This is a genomic window from Thiohalocapsa halophila (genome assembly GCF_016583825.1).
Classification (GTDB): domain Bacteria; phylum Pseudomonadota; class Gammaproteobacteria; order Chromatiales; family Chromatiaceae; genus Thiohalocapsa; species Thiohalocapsa halophila.
In genome coordinates this window covers 60229-77230 of record NZ_NRRV01000006.1, presented here as the reverse complement: position 1 = coordinate 77230, position 17002 = coordinate 60229, and the positions used below count along the sequence as shown (strand labels likewise).

Below are 17002 nucleotides of genomic sequence, written 5' to 3'. Positions count from 1 at the left end.
CATGCCCAAAGCCGAATCAATGGCGCCGAGCCATCCCGACAAGGTGCTGTACCCCGACGCCGGTCTCACCAAGCAGGACCTCGCGGATTACTACGCCGCTGTCGCGGAGCCCTTGCTGGCCCATGCCGAGCAGCGGCCGCTGACGCTGCGGCGCTTCCCGGACGGCATCGACGCCGATGGCTTCTTCCAGCAGCACCACCGCGACGAGCTGCCGGACGGCCTGCCGCCGCTCCCCGCACCGACGGCCGACGGCAAAGACGAGATCGTGCACATCACCCTGGCGTCGCCGGCGGGCCTCGCGACGCTCGCGGATATGGCCACCGTAGAGATCCATGCCTGGCTGTCACGCAGCCCCGAGCTGACCAAGCCGGACCGTGTGGTGTTCGACCTGGACCCGCCGGACGGCGACTTCGAGGCCGTGCGCGACGCCGCCCGCCGTGTCGCCGAGCTGATGGACGAGCTCGGCCTCGCCCCGCACCTGATGACCACCGGCTCCCGCGGGCTGCACGTGCTGGCGCCGCTGGCACCGAGGATGGACTTCGACGGTGTGCGCGGCCTCGCCAAGGCCATGGCCGAGCGCCTCGCCGAGCGGCATCCGGACAGCCTCACCACCGCCCAGCGCAAGGACAAGCGCGGCGGGCGGCTGTACCTGGACATCATGCGCAACGCCTACGGCCAGAGCGCCGTGCTGCCCTACTCCCCCCGCGCCAAGCCCGGCGCGCCGGTGGCGACGCCCCTGGACTGGGATGAGCTCGGCGGCCTGGAGGACGCCCGCGCCTACGACATCCGGCGCATCCCCCGCCGGCTCGCGCAGAAGGCAGATCCCTGGGCGGCCTTGAGCAACAGGGCCGCGGACCCGGCCGACCTGCGCGCCGCCCTCGATGTCCATGCGTGACGACGCAGGGCGTGACGACGTAGGTCGGCGCCGACGCCAGGAGGCCCGACAATCAGAGCGTCACCTCGTAGGTCGGCGCCGACGCGAGGAGGCCCGACAATCAGGCGGTTGCCGCCAGCGCCGCGTCGGGCTTCGTACCTCAGCCCGACCTACGAAACCGCTGACGAGATAAATATACCGTCCCCATTTCTTGGTGTAGGTCGGCGCCGACGCAAGGAGGCCCGACGATCAGGCGGTTGCCGCCAGCGCTGCGTCGGGCTTCGTGCCTCAGCCCGACCTACGAAACCGCTGACGAGATAAGGATACCGTCCCCATTTCTGGTTAGTCGCCGGTGTCTGCGGGGGCGGCATCGGGCTCGCGCTCGGCGTTGAGATTGTATTTCTGGATGCGGTAGCGCAGGGTCTCGCGAGTGGTGCCGAGGGCCCGGGCGGCGGCGGTAACGTTGTGCTGGCTGCGCTCCAGCGCCGTCTTGATGATGTAGCGGTCCATGTCGTCCAGGGCCATGCTGCCGTCCAGCGGGATACTGATGCGGTCGCCGTCGACGAAGGGCCCGGCGTCCGGCTGGGCATCCGGGGGTGCTGCGACGCCGTGGCCGAGCTGCAGCCACTCGATGGGAAACACCTCGTCCTGGGCCAGCAGCACGGCGCGCTCGATGACGTTGCGCAGCTCGCGCACATTGCCGGGCCAGGTATAGCCGCGCATCTGGCGGTAGACGGTGTCTGGAATATCATTCACCCGCCGCCCGGAGCGGGCGTTGTACTCGTCCACCAGCGCGGGCACCAGCTGCTCCAGGTCGTCCAGGCGCTCGCGCAGCGGCGGCAGGTCCAGGCGGAACACGCTCAGGCGGTGGTAGAGGTCGCTGCGGAAATCCCCGGCGCGCACCCGCTCCTCGATGTTGCGATTGCTGGCGGCGATGATCTGCACGTCGACGTCGATGGACTTCTCGCCGCCGAGGCGCCGCAGGCTGCGGTCCTCCAGCACCGTCAGCAGCTTGGTCTGGAGGTCCAGGTCCATCTCGACGATCTCGTCGAGGAACAGCGTGCCCTCGTGGGCCTGCTCCAGGTAGCCGCGGTGGCGGCCCTTGGCGCCGGTGAAGGCGCCGGCCTCGTGGCCGAAGAGCTCGGACTCCAGTAGGTCCCGCGGCAGCGCGGCGCAGTTCACCTCGATCATCGGGCCCTCGGCGCGCGGCCCGCCGTGGTGGAGGATGCGCGCCACCAGGCCTTTGCCGGTGCCGGTCTCGCCGCCGATGATGAGCGCGCTGAAGGGCACCTCCGCCAGGCGCGCGATCATGCGCCGCGTCTCTTCGGTGGTGGCGCTGGCGCCGATGTAGGACTCCGGCGAGTAGCGCCGGCGGCTGTCACGGCTCTGGGTGTCGAGCCGGCGCTGGGCCAAGGCGCTGCGCCGTGCGCCGGTGACGACGATCTCCAGACGTGCCAGCGGACAGGGCTTCTCCAGGAAGTCGTAGGCACCGAGGCGCAGCGCGCGCACGGAATCCGGCACGCCGCCGTAGCCGGTGAGCAGAATCCACTCGCCGGGCAGCTTCTGCTTGCGGGCCTCCTCCAGCAAGTCCAGGGCGTTGCCGTCCGGCAGGCTCATGTCGGCGAGGATCACCAACGGCTCTAGGCGCCGACCCAGCACGGCCTCGCGGGCCTCTTTGAGGTTACCGGCGCGCTCCACATCCCAGCCCTTGCCGGTGAAATGGCGCGCGAGCTCGGTGGCGAGCGTGGGCTCGTCCTCGATGATCAGCAGTGAGTCGGACATGCAGGGACCTCTATCAATGGGCCTCGCCGCGGACGCGCTTGACCATGTCGGGCTCCGGCCCGGCGACCTTACCGGGGTCCTCGGCGGCCTCGATGTCGAAGAGGTCCACCAGCCCGACGAGCTCGCCATTGGCCTCGATCACCGGCAGCACGGATTGGCGCAGCCGGCGCATCTGTCCGTACACCTGGTCCACCGTGTCCTCCGGCCGGCAGGTGGGCGGGTCCGGGCGCATCACCGCCCGCACCGTACGCCGGTCCGGATCCAGCCCGCCGCCGACGCTGCGGGCGGTGACGTCCATGGCCGACAGGGTGCCAACCAGCTTGCCCTTGGAGATCACCGGCAGCAGGGCGGTGCGCTGGCTCGCCATCTCCTTGGCGGCGCTGCGCAGCGTGGCCTCCGGTGTCGTCACGGCTGGGCGCCGCTGCATGGTCTGGATCAGTGTCACATGACCTCCTGCGCTTGTGTGATCGGGAGCAGGGCCCGGACAGCCGACAGTGCCTGCAGGCTTGTGACCAGCCCGCCCCCGGGATGCATCGTCATTGGCTGCGAAGCTCCAGCGAGCGAAGCCTGCGCATGCGCAACTTTAAGCAAATGTCGCGCCGGTACGGCCTCAGCGGCTGCTGCCGCCGCCAGCCGCTGTCATCGCGGGCCCAACCGCCCGCGCAGCGACGGTCCGGCACCACATAGTCCAAGCCGGCGGCGCCCCTGCGGCTGTCAACCACCGCTGGGACAGGGCAAAGGGACCGAGCGCCGGTGCATATGCCCCACCATAACCCAGATTCGGCCCCTCAGGCCCGGGCATGCGTGTTGCTGCCCATTGCAAAGGCCCCTGCACTGCCGCGCGGTCGGATGGATCGCAGAAGTGCGGGGCCAAGCCCGGCCAGCGCCGGGCTCCGGTCACAGCAAGCCAACGAGACCCGACGGAGACCAGCATGTACGCACGCAAAGCCCTCTACGCCGCCATCCTGCTCGCAGCGACGGGCGCCACGACGCCGGCACTGGCCGCCGAGGCCGCCGCGGACCCGAACGATCTGGCACCGGGTGTGGCCCAGAGCACGGTCGACCAGATGCGCGGTGCCTTGGTGGAGAACCGCGACGGCGTCGTCATCGGCAAGCTCGCCGACGTGGTGCGCGGCGAAGACGGGGAGCTGCTCGCCGTGGTCCGCCCGGGCGAGGTGGACAGCGAACCGGGTGTCGGCGCCCTGGTGCCGCTGGCCAACTTCTCCCGCCACGAGGACCACCTGCGGGCCACCACCGGCCAGACGGTACAGTCGGTGGCCTCGGCCCGCGAGCGACCTGCCGTTGCCGCTGAGCCCGTGCCGGGCGACATCCATCTGCGCAAGCTCGCCGAAGGCGGCAAGCTGCAAGAGCTCGCCGAGGAGACAGAGCCGCTGCGGCCCTTCAGTGACCTGGATCTGGACCATGACGGCGTGCTCACCAGCAGCGAAGCCCACGCCAGCACCGCCATCAGCGACGCGTGGCAGGAGCTCGATGTCAACGACGACGGCGTGATCGACCGCTCCGAGGCGAGCGTGCTCTACGACGATATGTATGAGGGAGCACCGCCGACGGCGGAGGAAGTGAGCCGCTGATGGGCGCCGCGCGCCACTCTTGGCGCCGGGAGCCTGTAGCGACCTCGGCATAGGTCGGGCCGACGACAGGAGGCCCGACAATCCGACGTTTGCCGCCAGCATGGTGTCGGGCTTCGTGCCTCAGCCCGGCCTACGGCAGCCGCTCGCCCCGGTGTGTAACGCACCGGAACGATAAGCTCACTGGGGCGGCTCGCGCCGCTGAGGTGGCTCGCTGTCCTGATGGGGTTTGGTGTCACGCCCGAAGGCGCGATAGGCCAGCACCCAGAAGGTCGCAAACATCAGCACGGCTACGGCGAGCAGAATCAGCCCCACTACGGCCAGGTCGGGGTCCAGCAAGGGCGCCGCCAGCAGAAAGGCCGCGCCCACCAGCGCAAACAACAGGCTATAGGTGAAGGTCGGCTGGGCGCAGCACATGAGCGCCTTGCGCCACCAGGGCAGGCCGCGCCAGCCCGGAATGGGCCGCAGCCGCCGGGCGCGCTCGGGTCGGGTCATGGTTTCCTCCACTGCAATCGAGCTCCGCCGGGCGCATTTGCCCGGGATCGGTGATTAGGCTCAGCTGTCGGGATGCCAAGGGCGAGGCTCAAGGACCCGCATAGTCTTAGCGCCCAGGGCGGGCGCAGATGCCACGCAGGCGCGTGCCGCCTGTCAAGGGCTGCTGTCGCCGAGCAAGGGCCGTCAGCCCGCATCCTCTCCAGACGCCGGCGATGGCCCCCCGGTGATACTGTCGACGGCCTCCATGTCCTCCATATAGACGCGCGCTTCCTCGCCCGGGTCGGGCAGTCCGGCGATCTTCCAGGCCTCCAGGGGGCCGCCGAACAGGTCATCGAGGCAGGAGCGCTGCAGCTCCAGCTCCCGGCACAGACTGGGCTGCACCGGCAAGCTGCCTTTCACCAGCCATGCCTCTCGCAGCTGCTGGATGATGCGCCATTGCTCGACGCGCAGCTCCCCCAGGCCCAGGCGCCGCGCGAGCTTTGCCGCCAGGCGGGCGTCCCATTGCTCGGGCTCGGCCATGAAGCCGTTGTGATCGAGCAGGTGATCGAGCTCGGGAGCGGAAGCGGGCATGGCAGTCCTCCGGTGCGGTCGGTGAGGCCGGGCAGCTTGCGGCGACCCGGTCGATTTAATCCGTTGCAACCGCTGCACCAATCTTTGCCGGGACGCGATTTGGTCCGCTCGCGCCGTCGCCTCGCGCCCGTAAGCCCCCAACGGATCGTGCATTTGCCCCGTGAACGGGGCATAGGGACCGCTGTCGCAGCGCCCGCGCGCCGCCACAGCAGCGAAGCCGCGACAACCGTTCTGGCACCGCGCTTGCTGAGGTTTACGCAGACTCGGATGCGGACCCCGAGCCGGTCCGCCGACGCAGCCAATGCCGGAGATCGACCCATGCCCCATGACGCAACTCTGATGATGCGCGAGCTCGTCACCCATGACGTACAGCGGCTGCTGCTGAGTCGCCCGGACGGGCTGGACTGGCTGCCCGGCCAGGGCGTGGAGCTGGCCCTAGACCAGGAAGGCTTCCGCGACGAGTGGCGGCCCTTCACGCCCACCTCTCTGCTGGAGGATCGCCTGCTGGAGCTCACCGTCAAGCGCTACCCGGAAGAGGACGGCGTCACCGAAGCCCTGCACGCCCTGGAGCCGGGCGCCCGGCTGCGCGTCAGTGACCCCTTCGGCAGCATCACCTACCAGGGACCCGGCACCTTCATTGCCGCCGGCACGGGAGTTACGCCCTTCCTGGCCATGCTGCGCCGCCTGGCCAAGGACGACACTCTGGCCGGCCATCGGCTGCTGCTCAGCAACAAGAGCGAAGCGGATGTGATCTGCGCCAAAGAGCTACGCCACTACCTGGGCGACGACCTGGTGCTCACCTTCACCCGCGAGCGCGAGCCGGGGCGCGAGGGCAAGCGCATCGATCAGAGCTTCCTGGATGCCAACATCGGCAACCGCGACGGCTACTTCTACGTGTGCGGACCGGACGCCTTCGTCTCGGCCATCAACGAGGCGCTGACGACCCTGGGCATTCGTGCCGAACAGCTCGTCTATGAGCACTGACACCGGCGCCGGCGCCGGTTGCGACGGGCGTTTCGGCGCAGCCGACGCTCGCTGCCGTGTACTGCTCACAATCAGCTAATCTGAAAGACAGAACTGCGACCACCACGCCGCAGAGGCCCCTATCGGCGGGCAGTATCGGTGCAGAGCGTCTTGGTCGACGCTTGCGCCTGCATCGCCGCGAGGCTGCGGCCCCGACTGAACGGAGGTCATCATGCTGCTCAAAGACCAAGACACCGGCAAGCTCGTCGAGGTGCTCTCCCTCGGCGATCTCTACAGCCCCCGGCACGACCGTGTCGCTGGGCGCCTTCACTACGGCGAAGAGCCCCAGGACCCGGCCTACTTCGACAAGGGCAAGCTGCGCTTCGCCTCCGGCGAGCCGCTGCCTCGCTGCTGGACGGACCCACACTACCGCGACGCCGAGGTGGAAGCGGCCCACCATCACGGCAAAGCCGCCTGAGCATCCCGCGCCGGGCCGCCTGCCGGCGGCCCCTGTCCGCCAGCGCCGCACCGCAAGTCCCGCTGGGCCTGAGACCCGCGCCGAGCCGTAGGTCGGCGCTGAGCGGCAGCGAGGCCCGACACGCTCCCGGACCGTGCGCCATCCGCACGGCCCCACCACACCTCGTGCCTTCAACCCGACCGTCAGCGTCGATCAAAGCTCAGACCGCCACTCGGATGCGCAGGGCGTAGGGTGGATGCCTCGGATAGGGCGCGCTCGATAAAGGCGACCGTTTGCCTATGCTGGTGGGCGTCGTCGGCGACGAGAAATCGGACCAGGACGTTGGTGTCGAGTGCGATCATTCGCCACAGGCGCCTGCTCCGATCGCGGTCTCCATATCCTCGAGCGTCACGTCATTGACCCGCGGCTTGATCGAGCCCGCAAGGCTTAGGAAATCCCCGGTCTCAGGGACGACCTCCAGCACACCATCGTCGCGGACGCTAACCGAGAGTCGGTCTCCAGGACCGATACCCAGCTGCCGACGAATCGCCAGCGGTACGGTCACTTGGCCCTTGGATGTCATGGTCGAGGTGGACATTCTTACACTCTCCATAGACTCTTACCGAACGGTATGCCGGCGGATGCGGCAGGTCAAGGCCGACTTGCGACGGGCTCCGCCCCGGTCTTACTTGCCATTGCCGGCTGAGCGCTTTGCTGACGGCCTTCAGCTTGTCGCAGCCAGAGATCCTGAGGCAGGGGTCATCGAGGACCTGCTGGAGCGCATCGAGCCGAAGCGCGAGCGCGAGCCGTTGACCACGGGTCTGTTCTGCACGCCCCTTGCATGAACACCGCCATCCTCGACTACGGAGACTCGAATGCCGGAGCGATCTGCCACCACCCAGGTCCTGACCCGCCTGCGCAACCTGTTCCTGCAGGGCATCGCCCTGCTGGCACCGCTGATCCTCACCATTGCGCTCATCATCTGGCTCGGCCGCTCGGTGGAGCTGGTGGTGGGCGGCGCACTACGACAGCTGCTCCCGCCGGACTGGTATATCCCGGGCGCGGGGCTCGCCGTGGGCGTCGTGCTGACGCTGGCGGCCGGGCTGCTGGCCAACCTGTTTTTGGTGCGCTGGCTGGTGAACCTGTTGGAGGGGGTGCTCGACCGGATTCCCCTGGTAAAGAGCCTGTTCCAGGGCCTGAAGGACGTCTCCCGCTTTTTTGCCCAGGGCAGTGACCAGGAGCTCGGCCGGCCCGTGAGCGTCGGCCTGCCGCTCGGCGACGGGGAGATGCAACTGGTGGGCTTCGTCATGCAGGAGCGCGCGACTCTGCCCACAGGACAGGTGCATGCTGACGACGCAGCACAGCGCATCGCCGTCTACCTGCCCATGAGCTACCAGGTGGGCGGCTATACGCTGTACCTGGACCCGGCCCGCGTCACGCCCCTGGACGTGGGCACCGAGCAGGCACTGCGCGCCGTGCTCACCGGCGGGTCCCTCACCGGCGATCAGCCCGCCGCGGCCGCGGGCGGCGGCGCGGACACCGACATGAAGCCCGCCGAGGGCGTCGATGCCCGAGGCTGACCCCTGACGGACCCGTGCTGGTGCATTTGCCCCAGCTTAGGCTCTCGAAGCGGGGCCATTGCCCCACACCAGCCGAGCCCGGGCGCAGACCTCGCCCCGCGGATGGGGGATTGGCCCCGAATGGGACCCGGCACGGCTGTTGCTGCCTGCACAGCGCCCACGCTGCGAAGACCAACCCCGGATGTCCAACGCCAATCAGTCCGCCTCAGGCAAGCCTGCCCGCCTGCTGACCCTCGGCCTGCTGCTGCTGGCGCTGGCCGCGGCACTCGGCCTCGGCTGGCTGTACCGAGCGGAGCTGATGATGCTGATCGCCGGCGGCGGGCCGCCGGGGCAGCGCGGCCGTCCACCGCCCCTGGTGGAGACCGAGCCGGTCCGCCAGCGCCGGGTGGAGCAGCGCATCACCGCCACCGGCACCCTGACGGCGCCGGAATCCGTGACCGTCACGGCCCGCTCGCGCGGGCGGGTGGCGGAGGTCCTGTTCGAGGAGGGCAACCGCGTGAGCACCGGCGACCCGCTGCTGCGGCTGGAGCGCGAGCGTGCGGCGGCGCGCGTCGACGAGGCCGAGGCGCAGCTGGCCGAGGCGCGCCGAGACCTGAACCGCCTGCGCGAGCTAAAACAGAACGACTTCGTCTCCGCTTCCGACCTGGAGCAAGCCGAGGCCGCCGCCGAATCCGCCGCGGCGGCGTTGGCGGTGGCCGAGGAGGACCTGGAAGACCGGGTCGTGGACGCGCCCTTCACCGGTGTGGTCGGCCGCCGGCTGGTGAGCCCCGGCGCCCTGCTGGAGCCGGGCACACCGGTGGCGGACCTGCGCCGCAGCGACCCGCTGGACCTGTTGCTGGACGTGCCGGAGACGGCGCTGGCGCGCATCGCCAAGGGCCAGCGCGTGCAGGCGACCACGCCCGCGTACCCCGAGCGGACCTTCAGCGGCGAGGTGACCTTCGTCGGCACCCAAGTCGACCCGCAGCTGCGCACTTTGCCGGTGGAGGCGACCTTCGCGAACCCCGAGGGTGCGCTCAAGCCCGGCATGTTTCTGCAAGCGGCATTACTCAGCGGCGAGCAGTCACTATTGACCGTGCCGGAGGCGGCCGTCATCGCCCGCGGGCCGACGGAGCACCTGTTCGTGCTGGAGTCGCCGCCAACCGCCGCGGCCGCTGGATCAGCTGCCGGCGCATCGGCAGGCTCGCCGGAGCCGAACACCGCGAGCCCACCGCCGGCCGCCGCCCCCGGCGAGCCGCAGGCCGACGGTGCCGGACCTGAGCCACCCAAGGTCCGCCGCCGCACGGTGCAGACCGGTCTGCGTCGCGACGGCTGGGTGGCCGTCACCGACGGCGTCAGCGCCGGCGAGCAGGTGGTGGTCTCCGGCCTCCAGGGCCTGCGCGACGGCGCTGCCGTGCGCACCGGCCCGCCGCCGGGTGCCGGCGCCGGCAACCCGAACAAGGCACCGCAGGCGCAGCCGTGAGCATCACCCGCCTCGCCGTCACCCGACCCGTCACCGCGACGGTCGTGTCGCTGCTGATCGTCGTCATCGGCACCGCGGCGGTGCTGAACCTGCCGGTGCGCGAATATCCGGACATCGACGACCCCACCATCACCGCCACCGTGATCTACCCCGGCGCGTCGGCGGCCGTGGTGGAGCGGGAGGTCACCGAGCCCATCGAAGAGGCCGTCAGCGGCATCGACGGCGTGCGCCAGATCCGCGCCAACTCCCGCGACGGGCGCGCGCGCATCGAGGTGGAGTTCCTGCTGAGCCGGAATCTGGACCTGGCAGCGGCGGACGTGCGCGATCGCATCTCCCGCGTGCGCAATCAGCTGCCGGATCAGGCCGAGGACCCGGAGATCGCCCAGCAATCCCTGCGCGGGCAGGTGGTGATGTGGATCGTGCTCACCAGCGAGACCCTGAACCGCCTACAGCTCTCGGACCTGGGCGACCGGGTGCTGGTGGACCCCCTGTCGACGGTGCCCGGCGTGGCGCAGGTGCTGTTCGGCGGCGAGCGCCGCTATGCCATGCGCATCCACCTTGACCTGGACCGCCTCGCCGCCCGCGGGCTCACGGTGCTGGACGTGGAGCAGGCCCTGCGCGCGCGCAACCTGGAGCTGCCGGCGGGCCGGCTGGTGGGCGCGGAGCGGGAGCTGACGCTGCGCACCATGACGCAGCTGAAGGCGCCGGCCGAGTACCGTGAGCTGATCATCGCCGACCGGGACGGCACCGAGGTGCGCCTGGACGACGTTGCGGAGATCGAGTACGGCCCCGAGTCCTACCGCACCGCGGTGCGCCTGGACGGCAAGGATGCGGTGGGCCTCGGCGTAGTGCGCCAGTCCGGCTCCAACCTGGTCGCCATCTCACACGCCGTGCGCGAGAAGCTGGATGCGCTGGACCCGCGCATCCCGGACGAGGTCAGCGTGACCATTGCCTATGACGCCGCAACCTTCGTGGAGGCGTCCATCCGCCAGATCGTGCTGACGCTGCTGCTCACCATCGCCCTGGTGATCATCGTGGTCTTCCTGGCGCTCGGCTCCTGGCGGGCGACCCTGGTGCCGGCGGCCACCATTCCGGCGTCCGTCATCGGGGCGTTTATTCTGCTCTATGCGCTGGGCTTTTCCATCAATGTGCTGACCCTGCTGGCGCTGATCCTGGCCATCGGCATGCTGGTGGACGATGCCATCGTCGTCGGCGAGAACGTCTTCCGCTATTCGGAGCAGGGCAAGCCGCGACTCCTGGCGGCGGACCTGGGCGCCGGCGAGGTGGCCTTCGCCGTGGTCGCCACCACCACGGTCCTGCTGGCGGTCATCACCCCGCTTGGCTTCCTCACCGGCGATGCCGGGCGGCTGTTCGGCGAATTCGCCGCAGGCCTCGGCGGCGCTCTGGCGCTGTCCAGTCTGGTGGCGCTCACGGCGGGTGTGACGGTCGCCTCCAAGCTGGTGGATGCCGAGCGCATCCGCGCCAACCCCTTCCATGCGAGGGTCAGCGGCTTCTTCGACGGTGTTGCCGGCGGCTACCAGCGCCTGCTGCGGGGGGTGCTGCACTGGCGCTGGCTGGTGCTGTTGCTGGCCATCGCGCTGGTGGCGGGCACCGTCTGGCTGTATCGGGACCTGCCGCGGGAGTTCTCGCCGCGGGAGGACCGCGGTGCGGTGTTCATCCCGGTGGCGGCGCCCGAGGGCGCGACGCTGGAGTACATGACCGACGTCCTGAAAGACATCGAGTCCCGGCTGCTGCCGCTGACCGGTCCCGACGGCCCGGCGCGGCATGTCATCGCCCTGGTGGCGCCGCGCAGCGCAGGCCAGGGCCCGGTCAACTCCGGCATCGTGATCCTGAAGCTCAAGCCCTGGGGCCAGCGCGCGCAGAGCCAGTTCGACGTCACGCGGCAGATCCTGCCCATGCTCGCCGGCGTCACCGGCGCCCAGGCCTTCGCCGTCAACCCGCCCAGCATCGGCGGCGGCTTCGAGCAGCCCATCCAGATGGCCATCACCGGCGCGCGCCTGGACGAGGTCAATGACGTGGCCCGGAAGGCCCTAGCCGAAGCCCGCAAGCTCCCCGGCATTGCCCAGGCCCGGCTCGACTACCAGCCCACCAACCCGCAGCTGCGCATCACCGTGCGCCGCGACCGCGCCGCGGCGCTCGGCATCCCAGTGGCGGACATCGGCCGCACCCTGCAGATCCTGATGGGCGGCGAGGACATTACCGACTTCTCCCTGGACGCCGAGACCTACGAGGTCATGGTCCGCGCCCGCGCGGAGGACCGCGCCGCGCCGGAGGACCTGGGCCGGGTGCAGCTGCGCGCCGAGGACGGGCGCCTGGTGAAGCTCGCCGGGCTCATCGAGACCGAGCTGATCGGCCGCGCCGCCGAGCGTCACCGTGTGGACCGACTGCCGGCGGTGACCCTGAAGGCATCGCTCACCAGCGGCTATGCCCTGGGCGATGTGGTCGGACGCCTGGGCGAGGCCACCCGGCCGCTGCTGCCGGCGGACATGCAGATCCGCTGGCTGTCGGTGAGTCAGGACTACCAGCGCCAGGGCCGCGCCTTCCTGCTCGCCTTCGGGCTCGCCATGATCATCGTCTTCCTGGTGCTGGCGGCGCAGTTCGAGAGCTTCATCCAGCCCCTGGTGCTGCTGGCCGGCGTGCCGCTGGCCCTGTTCGGCGCCCTGGTCGCCCTCGGCCTCGGCGGCGGCAGCATCAACATCTACAGCCAGATCGGCTTTATCCTCGCCATCGGCATCATGGCCAAGAACGCCATCATCCTGGTGGAGTTCATCAACCAGCTCCGCGACCGCGGCGAGGACTTCCGCACCGCCGTGGAAGAAGCCGCACGGGTGCGCTTTCGCCCCATCCTGATGACCTCCATCGCCACCCTCTTCGGCGCCCTGCCCCTGGCGCTCGCCTTCGGCCCCGGCGCCGAGACCCGGCGGATCATCGGGCTGGCCATCCTCGGCGGCGTCATCGCGGCCACCCTGCTGACCCTGTTCCTGGTGCCGGTGCTCTACCTGCTCATGGCCCGGCGCACCCGCCCACGGGCGGCGCTGGCGCGGGAGCTCGCGGCGCAGCGCAGCGAGGCCGGCTGACGGTGCAAAAAAGGGGTCAGAGCCCTTTACGAGGGCGCTCCACCTGCTCAGCGTCGAGTCTAGCGCGTCCTACGTCACCGCAGACGAGCCTGCCCTTTCACGGACACGCCATCAGCCGGCGGCTGACGCCTCCCGCAGAAAGCGCACCAGGCGGCTGCTGTGGGCCTCGATTAGGTCCACGGAGTCATGGTCGGCGTCTGCGACCTCAAACAGTGTCACCTGTGCCGGGTCCGCCGCGGCGGCGATGCGGCGTGCGTCGGTGACTGGCACCCGGCGGTCACGGCTGCCGTGGACCAACAGCACCGGGCAGCGCACACGGCGAATGGTGTTGACGGGGGCGATGCTGGCGAAGTCGTAGCCGATCAGCCACTCCACATAGCGCCGCACCAGCCAGACCACGGGCTTGGGCATGTACACCTGCGCGAGGTAGCGCCGGTTCACCTCGGCCGGGTGGGCGAAGGCGCCGATGCTGACCACGGCGCTGACGGACGCGTTGCGGGTGGCCTCCAGCAGCGCGGCGCCGGCGCCCACCGAGTGGCCGAGCACTGCGAGGCGGGCCGCCTGCGCCGGCCGGTGCTGCTGTAGCCAGGTGATCGCCGCGGCGAGGTCCTCGGCGAAGCGCGGCAGCGAGGAGAAGGTGTCCGCATCGCTCGCGCCATGGTTGCGGACGTCGAACAGCAGGACATTGAAGCCGGCGCGGGTCAGCGGCAAAGCCAGCGGCAGCATCTGGTCGGCATTGCTGCCCCAGCCGTGCACCATGACGACGGTCGCGGCCGAGTCTGGCGCCGGCAGCAGCCAGCCGGCGAGGGACCGGCCGCGGACGGTGGGGATGCGCACCGCCTCGAAGGCGAGCCCGAGGTCGGCCGGCGAGCGATCCGCGCGCACGCGCGGCGCCCGAAAGCCCAGATGCACGCCCAGCGGCAGCAGGCCGGCCAGCAGAATGCCGCCCAGGATGAGCGCGAGCCAGGGGCTCATGGTCCAACGCGAGCCACGGACGGCCGTCGAAACACTCAGGCTACCCAGAGCGTCTGCTGATTGACGAATTCCCGGATGCCGAGCCGGGAGAGCTCCCGCCCATAGCCCAAATCGCCGATGCCGCCGAAGGGCAGCCTGGGGTCACTCTTGACCATGCCGTTGACGAAGGCGCAGCCGCATTGCATACGCCGGGCGAAGGCCTCGCCACGCGCGGCGTCCCGGGTCCAGACGCTGCCGCCGAGGCCGAAGCGGCTGTCGTTGGCGATGCGCAGGGCCTCCTCCTCGTCGGCGGCGTCGATGACGGCGGCCACCGGGCCGAAGAGCTCGTCGTCGTAGGCGGGCATGCCCGGGGAGACGTGCTCCAGCAGGGTCGGTGCGTAGAAGAAGCCCGGCCGGTCCAACGGCTGACCGCCCATGGCGAGCACGGCGCCGGCATCCATGCTGACCTGGACTTGGGCGTGCAGGTCATCGCGGAGGTCGGCGCGGGCCATGGGTGCGAGGGTGGTCTCGCGGTGCGCCGGGTCGCCGGGCCGCAGTGCCTCGATGCCGGCGCGCAGGCGCTCCATGAAGTCGGCCTCCACCGCATCCAGCACGATGAAGCGCTTGGCGGCGATGCAGCTCTGCCCGGCGTTCATAAACCGCGATGTCACGGCCATGTCGGCGGCGCGGTCCAGATCGGCGTCGTCCAGGACCACGAAGGCGTCCGAGCCGCCGAGCTCCAGCACGGTCTTCTTGAGGTGGGCGCCGGCGGCGGCGGCCACCTTGCGCCCGGCCGCGTCGCTGCCGGTGAGGCTGACGGCCCGTACCGCGGGATGGGCGATGACGGCCTCGACGCGGTCCGCTTCGATGAGCAGGGTCGCGAAGACGCCGTCCGGTGCACCGGCATCGCGCAACAGGCCTTCGACGGCCAGCGCGCAGCCCGGTACGTTGGAGGCGTGCTTCAACAGCACCGGGTTGCCGGCAGCGAGCGCCGGGGCGGCACAGCGGAAGACCTGCCAGAAGGGGAAGTTCCAGGGCATGACGGCGAGCACCGGCCCCAGCGGCCGACAGGCGATGAGGCTCCTGGTGGCATCCGACGCAATGGCCTCGTCGGCGAGATAGGCCGCCGCGTGCTCGGCGTAGTGCTCACAGACCCAGGCGCACTTGTCGATTTCACCCTCGGCCTCGCCGATGAGCTTGCCCATCTCGATGGTGACGAGCCGGGCGAGGTCGTCGCGGCGCTCGCGCAGCAAGGCCGCGACCCGGATCAGTAGGCTGCAGCGCTCGGCGAGGGTGCGCTCCGCCCAGTCGGCGGCGGCCTGCTGTGCGGCATCCAGACGAGCTGCGAGCGCGGCATCGTCCATGGCGTCGAAGCGGCGGACCAGCTCGCCGGTGGCGGGATTGGTATGCGCGATGGGCATTGGGGAGCCTCCGTCGGGGTTGGCGTGACCCAAGGATCAACCTCAAGGCCGCCATCTGTCGACCCGGCCGGGCCGCCTCGGCGTCGCGACCCAGGGAGGGACGGCGGCTGGCGACGGGATGCAGGACCGTCGGCGTCAGTCCTGCCAGTCGCCGAGCTCCCGCAGCAGCGCCGTCGCATAGCTGCCGGCGGGCAGGGTGAAGGCGATGCCCAGCTCGTCGCCGGCGCGGCGATCCAGCCGCAGCGCCTCTGGGTAGAGCACCAGGGAGCGGCGCTCCTGCTTGAGGCCGGCGGCGGCGAGGCCCTGCTGCCACTGGGCGAAGGGCGCGGCGACGGCGGCCTCCAGCGCCGCGACCTCACCGGTGGTCAGCGTCTCGCCCGCGCCGACGAGGGGCCCCGTGGGCTGGGCATCGCCGCTGGCCACACGCTCGCGGATGCGCGCATCGACGCTCTCGGCCAGAAAGTGGGAATGGCTGCCGCGCAGCTGCAGGCGCTCGCCCGCCAGGGCCTGGTGCCAGTCGCCGCGCTCGACGCGTGCAGCGAGTACCTCGTTGAACAGCTGGGAGCGGGCGGCGGAGACATAGAGCCCCTGCAGGTGGCGGTCGGCGCGACGCCCGCGGTCGTCCTCGGCGGGTGCGCCCCGGAACATGGCGTCGGCCCGCACCAGATTGCCCTCGTCGCGGCCGAAGCGCTGCGGGCCGAAATAATTGGGCACGCCTTGCTGGGCGATGGCGTCCACCCGAGCAGCGAGGCCCTCGCTGTCGCCGCTGACCTCGCGCAGCACCAGTTGGAAGGCATTGCCGGCGAGAACACCGCGACGGAGCTTGCGCTTATGGGCGTGGGACTCCAGCACTTCGATGCCGTCGGCGTCGAGCAGGCCCCAGTCGGGCTCTGCACGTTTGCCGAGATGCACCGAGAACCATTGGGTGGTGACGGCATAGCGGTCCTTGAGTCCGGCATAGCCCACGGCCTTGTGCGGTACGCCGGCGAGGCTCGCCAGCCGCCGCGCGACCCAGTCGGTGTTGGCGTTGGTCTTGCGCACCTTGAGCAGTTGGTGCTCGCCGTCGCCGTCCGGGCCGAAGGCGAGGATCTCGTCGACGACGAAGTCCGCCGGCTGGGAGCGGATGCGAAAGCGAATCAGCGGCTCGCCGTGGGCTCGCGGCAGGGCGCGGAAGCTGCGCCAGGGCGGTGGCGCAGCCGGGGCTTGTGCCGCGGCATCCGGGTCGGCAACCAGCTCAGGGACAGTCACGATGCGTCCAGCAGCACCACGGCGAACGCGGCGATGCCTTCGCCGCGGCCGGTGAAGCCCATCCGCTCGGTGGTGGTGGCCTTGACGTTGACCCGGGCCTGCGGGCAGTCCAGGTCCGCGGCCAGGGTTTCGCGCATGGCGGCGATGTGCGCGGCGAGCTTCGGGCGCTGGGCGGCGATGGTGAGGTCCGCGTTGTGCACGGCGAGGTCGCGCTCGCGCAGGGCGTCCATCACCCGCGCCAGCAGGATGCGGCTGTCGATACCGGCGTAGGCGGCGTCGGTGTCCGGAAAGTGGTGGCCAATGTCGCCGAGGCCGGCGGCGCCGAGCAGGGCATCGCAGAGGGCGTGAATGACGACATCGCCGTCGGAGTGCGCGGCGAGCCCGTGATCGTGCGGGATCTCCACCCCGCCCAGCACCAGCGGCCGGCCGGGCTCGAAACGGTGGGCGTCAATGCCTTGGCCGATCAGCATGGGATGGCCCCAAGCCAGAACGCCCGTTCGGCGCTCGCGCAG

At 70.5% G+C, this 17002-nt stretch carries 16 protein-coding genes; 7 read left to right on the top strand and 9 right to left on the bottom strand.

Features of this window, described 5'->3' with window-relative positions:
* The first annotated feature begins 1 nt into the window (after position 1).
* Complete coding sequence (gene ligD / locus CKO31_RS04030; protein ID WP_200234271.1) at positions 2–895, top strand: non-homologous end-joining DNA ligase; 894 nt, start codon at positions 2–4, stop codon at positions 893–895.
* Between the two features lie 321 nt (positions 896–1216).
* On the opposite strand, the gene CKO31_RS04025 is transcribed toward ligD, so the two are convergent.
* Positions 1217–2656, bottom strand: a complete 1440-nt coding sequence (locus CKO31_RS04025; RefSeq protein ID WP_200234270.1) for a sigma-54-dependent transcriptional regulator — start codon at positions 2654–2656, stop codon at positions 1217–1219.
* Positions 2657–2669: 13 nt separating this feature from the next.
* The gene (locus CKO31_RS04020; RefSeq protein WP_200234268.1) at positions 2670–3101 is read right to left on the bottom strand and encodes a CBS domain-containing protein; all 432 of its coding nucleotides are present in this window, start codon (positions 3099–3101) and stop codon (positions 2670–2672) included.
* Positions 3102–3588: 487 nt separating this feature from the next.
* Between CKO31_RS04020 and CKO31_RS04015 the strand changes: the two genes are divergently transcribed.
* The gene (locus CKO31_RS04015; protein ID WP_200234266.1) at positions 3589–4248 is read left to right on the top strand and encodes an EF-hand domain-containing protein; all 660 of its coding nucleotides are present in this window, start codon (positions 3589–3591) and stop codon (positions 4246–4248) included.
* A gap of 177 nt (positions 4249–4425) precedes the next feature.
* Here CKO31_RS04015 and CKO31_RS04010 read toward each other — a convergent pair whose 3' ends face one another.
* On the bottom strand, positions 4426–4740 hold the full coding sequence (locus tag CKO31_RS04010; protein WP_200234264.1) for a hypothetical protein: 315 nt from the start codon (positions 4738–4740) through the stop codon (positions 4426–4428).
* A gap of 183 nt (positions 4741–4923) precedes the next feature.
* Positions 4924–5310 (bottom strand): TusE/DsrC/DsvC family sulfur relay protein, encoded by a 387-nt coding sequence (locus CKO31_RS04005; RefSeq protein ID WP_200234263.1) that lies wholly within the window; start codon positions 5308–5310, stop codon positions 4924–4926.
* Positions 5311–5628: 318 nt separating this feature from the next.
* Between CKO31_RS04005 and CKO31_RS04000 the strand changes: the two genes are divergently transcribed.
* Both CKO31_RS04000 and CKO31_RS03995 read left to right on the top strand, forming a co-directional pair.
* Complete coding sequence (locus tag CKO31_RS04000) at positions 5629–6294, top strand: FAD-binding oxidoreductase (RefSeq protein ID WP_200234261.1); 666 nt, start codon at positions 5629–5631, stop codon at positions 6292–6294.
* A 211-nt stretch (positions 6295–6505) separates the two neighbouring features.
* Positions 6506–6751 carry an acetyltransferase gene (locus CKO31_RS03995; protein ID WP_200234259.1) on the top strand — a complete coding sequence of 82 codons (246 nt, stop codon included), beginning with the start codon at positions 6506–6508 and terminating at the stop codon, positions 6749–6751.
* A 337-nt stretch (positions 6752–7088) separates the two neighbouring features.
* Here CKO31_RS03995 and CKO31_RS03990 read toward each other — a convergent pair whose 3' ends face one another.
* Positions 7089–7328, bottom strand: a complete 240-nt coding sequence (locus CKO31_RS03990; protein WP_200234257.1) for an AbrB/MazE/SpoVT family DNA-binding domain-containing protein — start codon at positions 7326–7328, stop codon at positions 7089–7091.
* A gap of 277 nt (positions 7329–7605) precedes the next feature.
* Here CKO31_RS03990 and CKO31_RS03985 point away from each other — a divergent pair, with 277 nt between their 5' ends.
* The 3 genes from CKO31_RS03985 to CKO31_RS03975 all read left to right on the top strand — a co-directional run bounded on the left by CKO31_RS03985 (position 7606) and on the right by CKO31_RS03975 (position 12867).
* Entirely contained in the window at positions 7606–8310 is a 705-nt protein-coding gene (locus tag CKO31_RS03985) for a DUF502 domain-containing protein (RefSeq protein ID WP_200234255.1), read from the top strand.
* 181 nt (positions 8311–8491) lie between these two features.
* A complete protein-coding gene (locus CKO31_RS03980) occupies positions 8492–9769 on the top strand; it encodes an efflux RND transporter periplasmic adaptor subunit (protein WP_200234253.1) in 1278 nt (425 codons plus the stop codon).
* Positions 9766–12867, top strand: a complete 3102-nt coding sequence (locus tag CKO31_RS03975) for an efflux RND transporter permease subunit (RefSeq protein ID WP_200234252.1) — start codon at positions 9766–9768, stop codon at positions 12865–12867. Before CKO31_RS03980 ends, CKO31_RS03975 begins: the two co-directional genes overlap by 4 nt.
* Positions 12868–12978: 111 nt before the next feature.
* Here CKO31_RS03975 and CKO31_RS03970 read toward each other — a convergent pair whose 3' ends face one another.
* From CKO31_RS03970 to ispF, 4 genes are all read right to left on the bottom strand, one after another.
* Positions 12979–13842 carry an alpha/beta hydrolase gene (locus CKO31_RS03970; RefSeq protein WP_200234251.1) on the bottom strand — a complete coding sequence of 288 codons (864 nt, stop codon included), beginning with the start codon at positions 13840–13842 and terminating at the stop codon, positions 12979–12981.
* Between the two features lie 35 nt (positions 13843–13877).
* Positions 13878–15242: an NAD-dependent succinate-semialdehyde dehydrogenase gene (locus CKO31_RS03965; protein ID WP_200234250.1), complete on the bottom strand. Its 1365-nt coding sequence runs from the start codon at positions 15240–15242 to the stop codon at positions 13878–13880.
* A 135-nt stretch (positions 15243–15377) separates the two neighbouring features.
* Positions 15378–16490, bottom strand: a complete 1113-nt coding sequence (gene truD / locus CKO31_RS03960) for a tRNA pseudouridine(13) synthase TruD (RefSeq protein ID WP_322789087.1) — start codon at positions 16488–16490, stop codon at positions 15378–15380.
* Positions 16487–16960, bottom strand: a complete 474-nt coding sequence (gene ispF / locus CKO31_RS03955) for a 2-C-methyl-D-erythritol 2,4-cyclodiphosphate synthase (RefSeq protein WP_200234249.1) — start codon at positions 16958–16960, stop codon at positions 16487–16489. The genes truD and ispF overlap by 4 nt, the downstream gene beginning before the upstream one ends.
* Positions 16961–17002 lie beyond the last annotated feature (42 nt).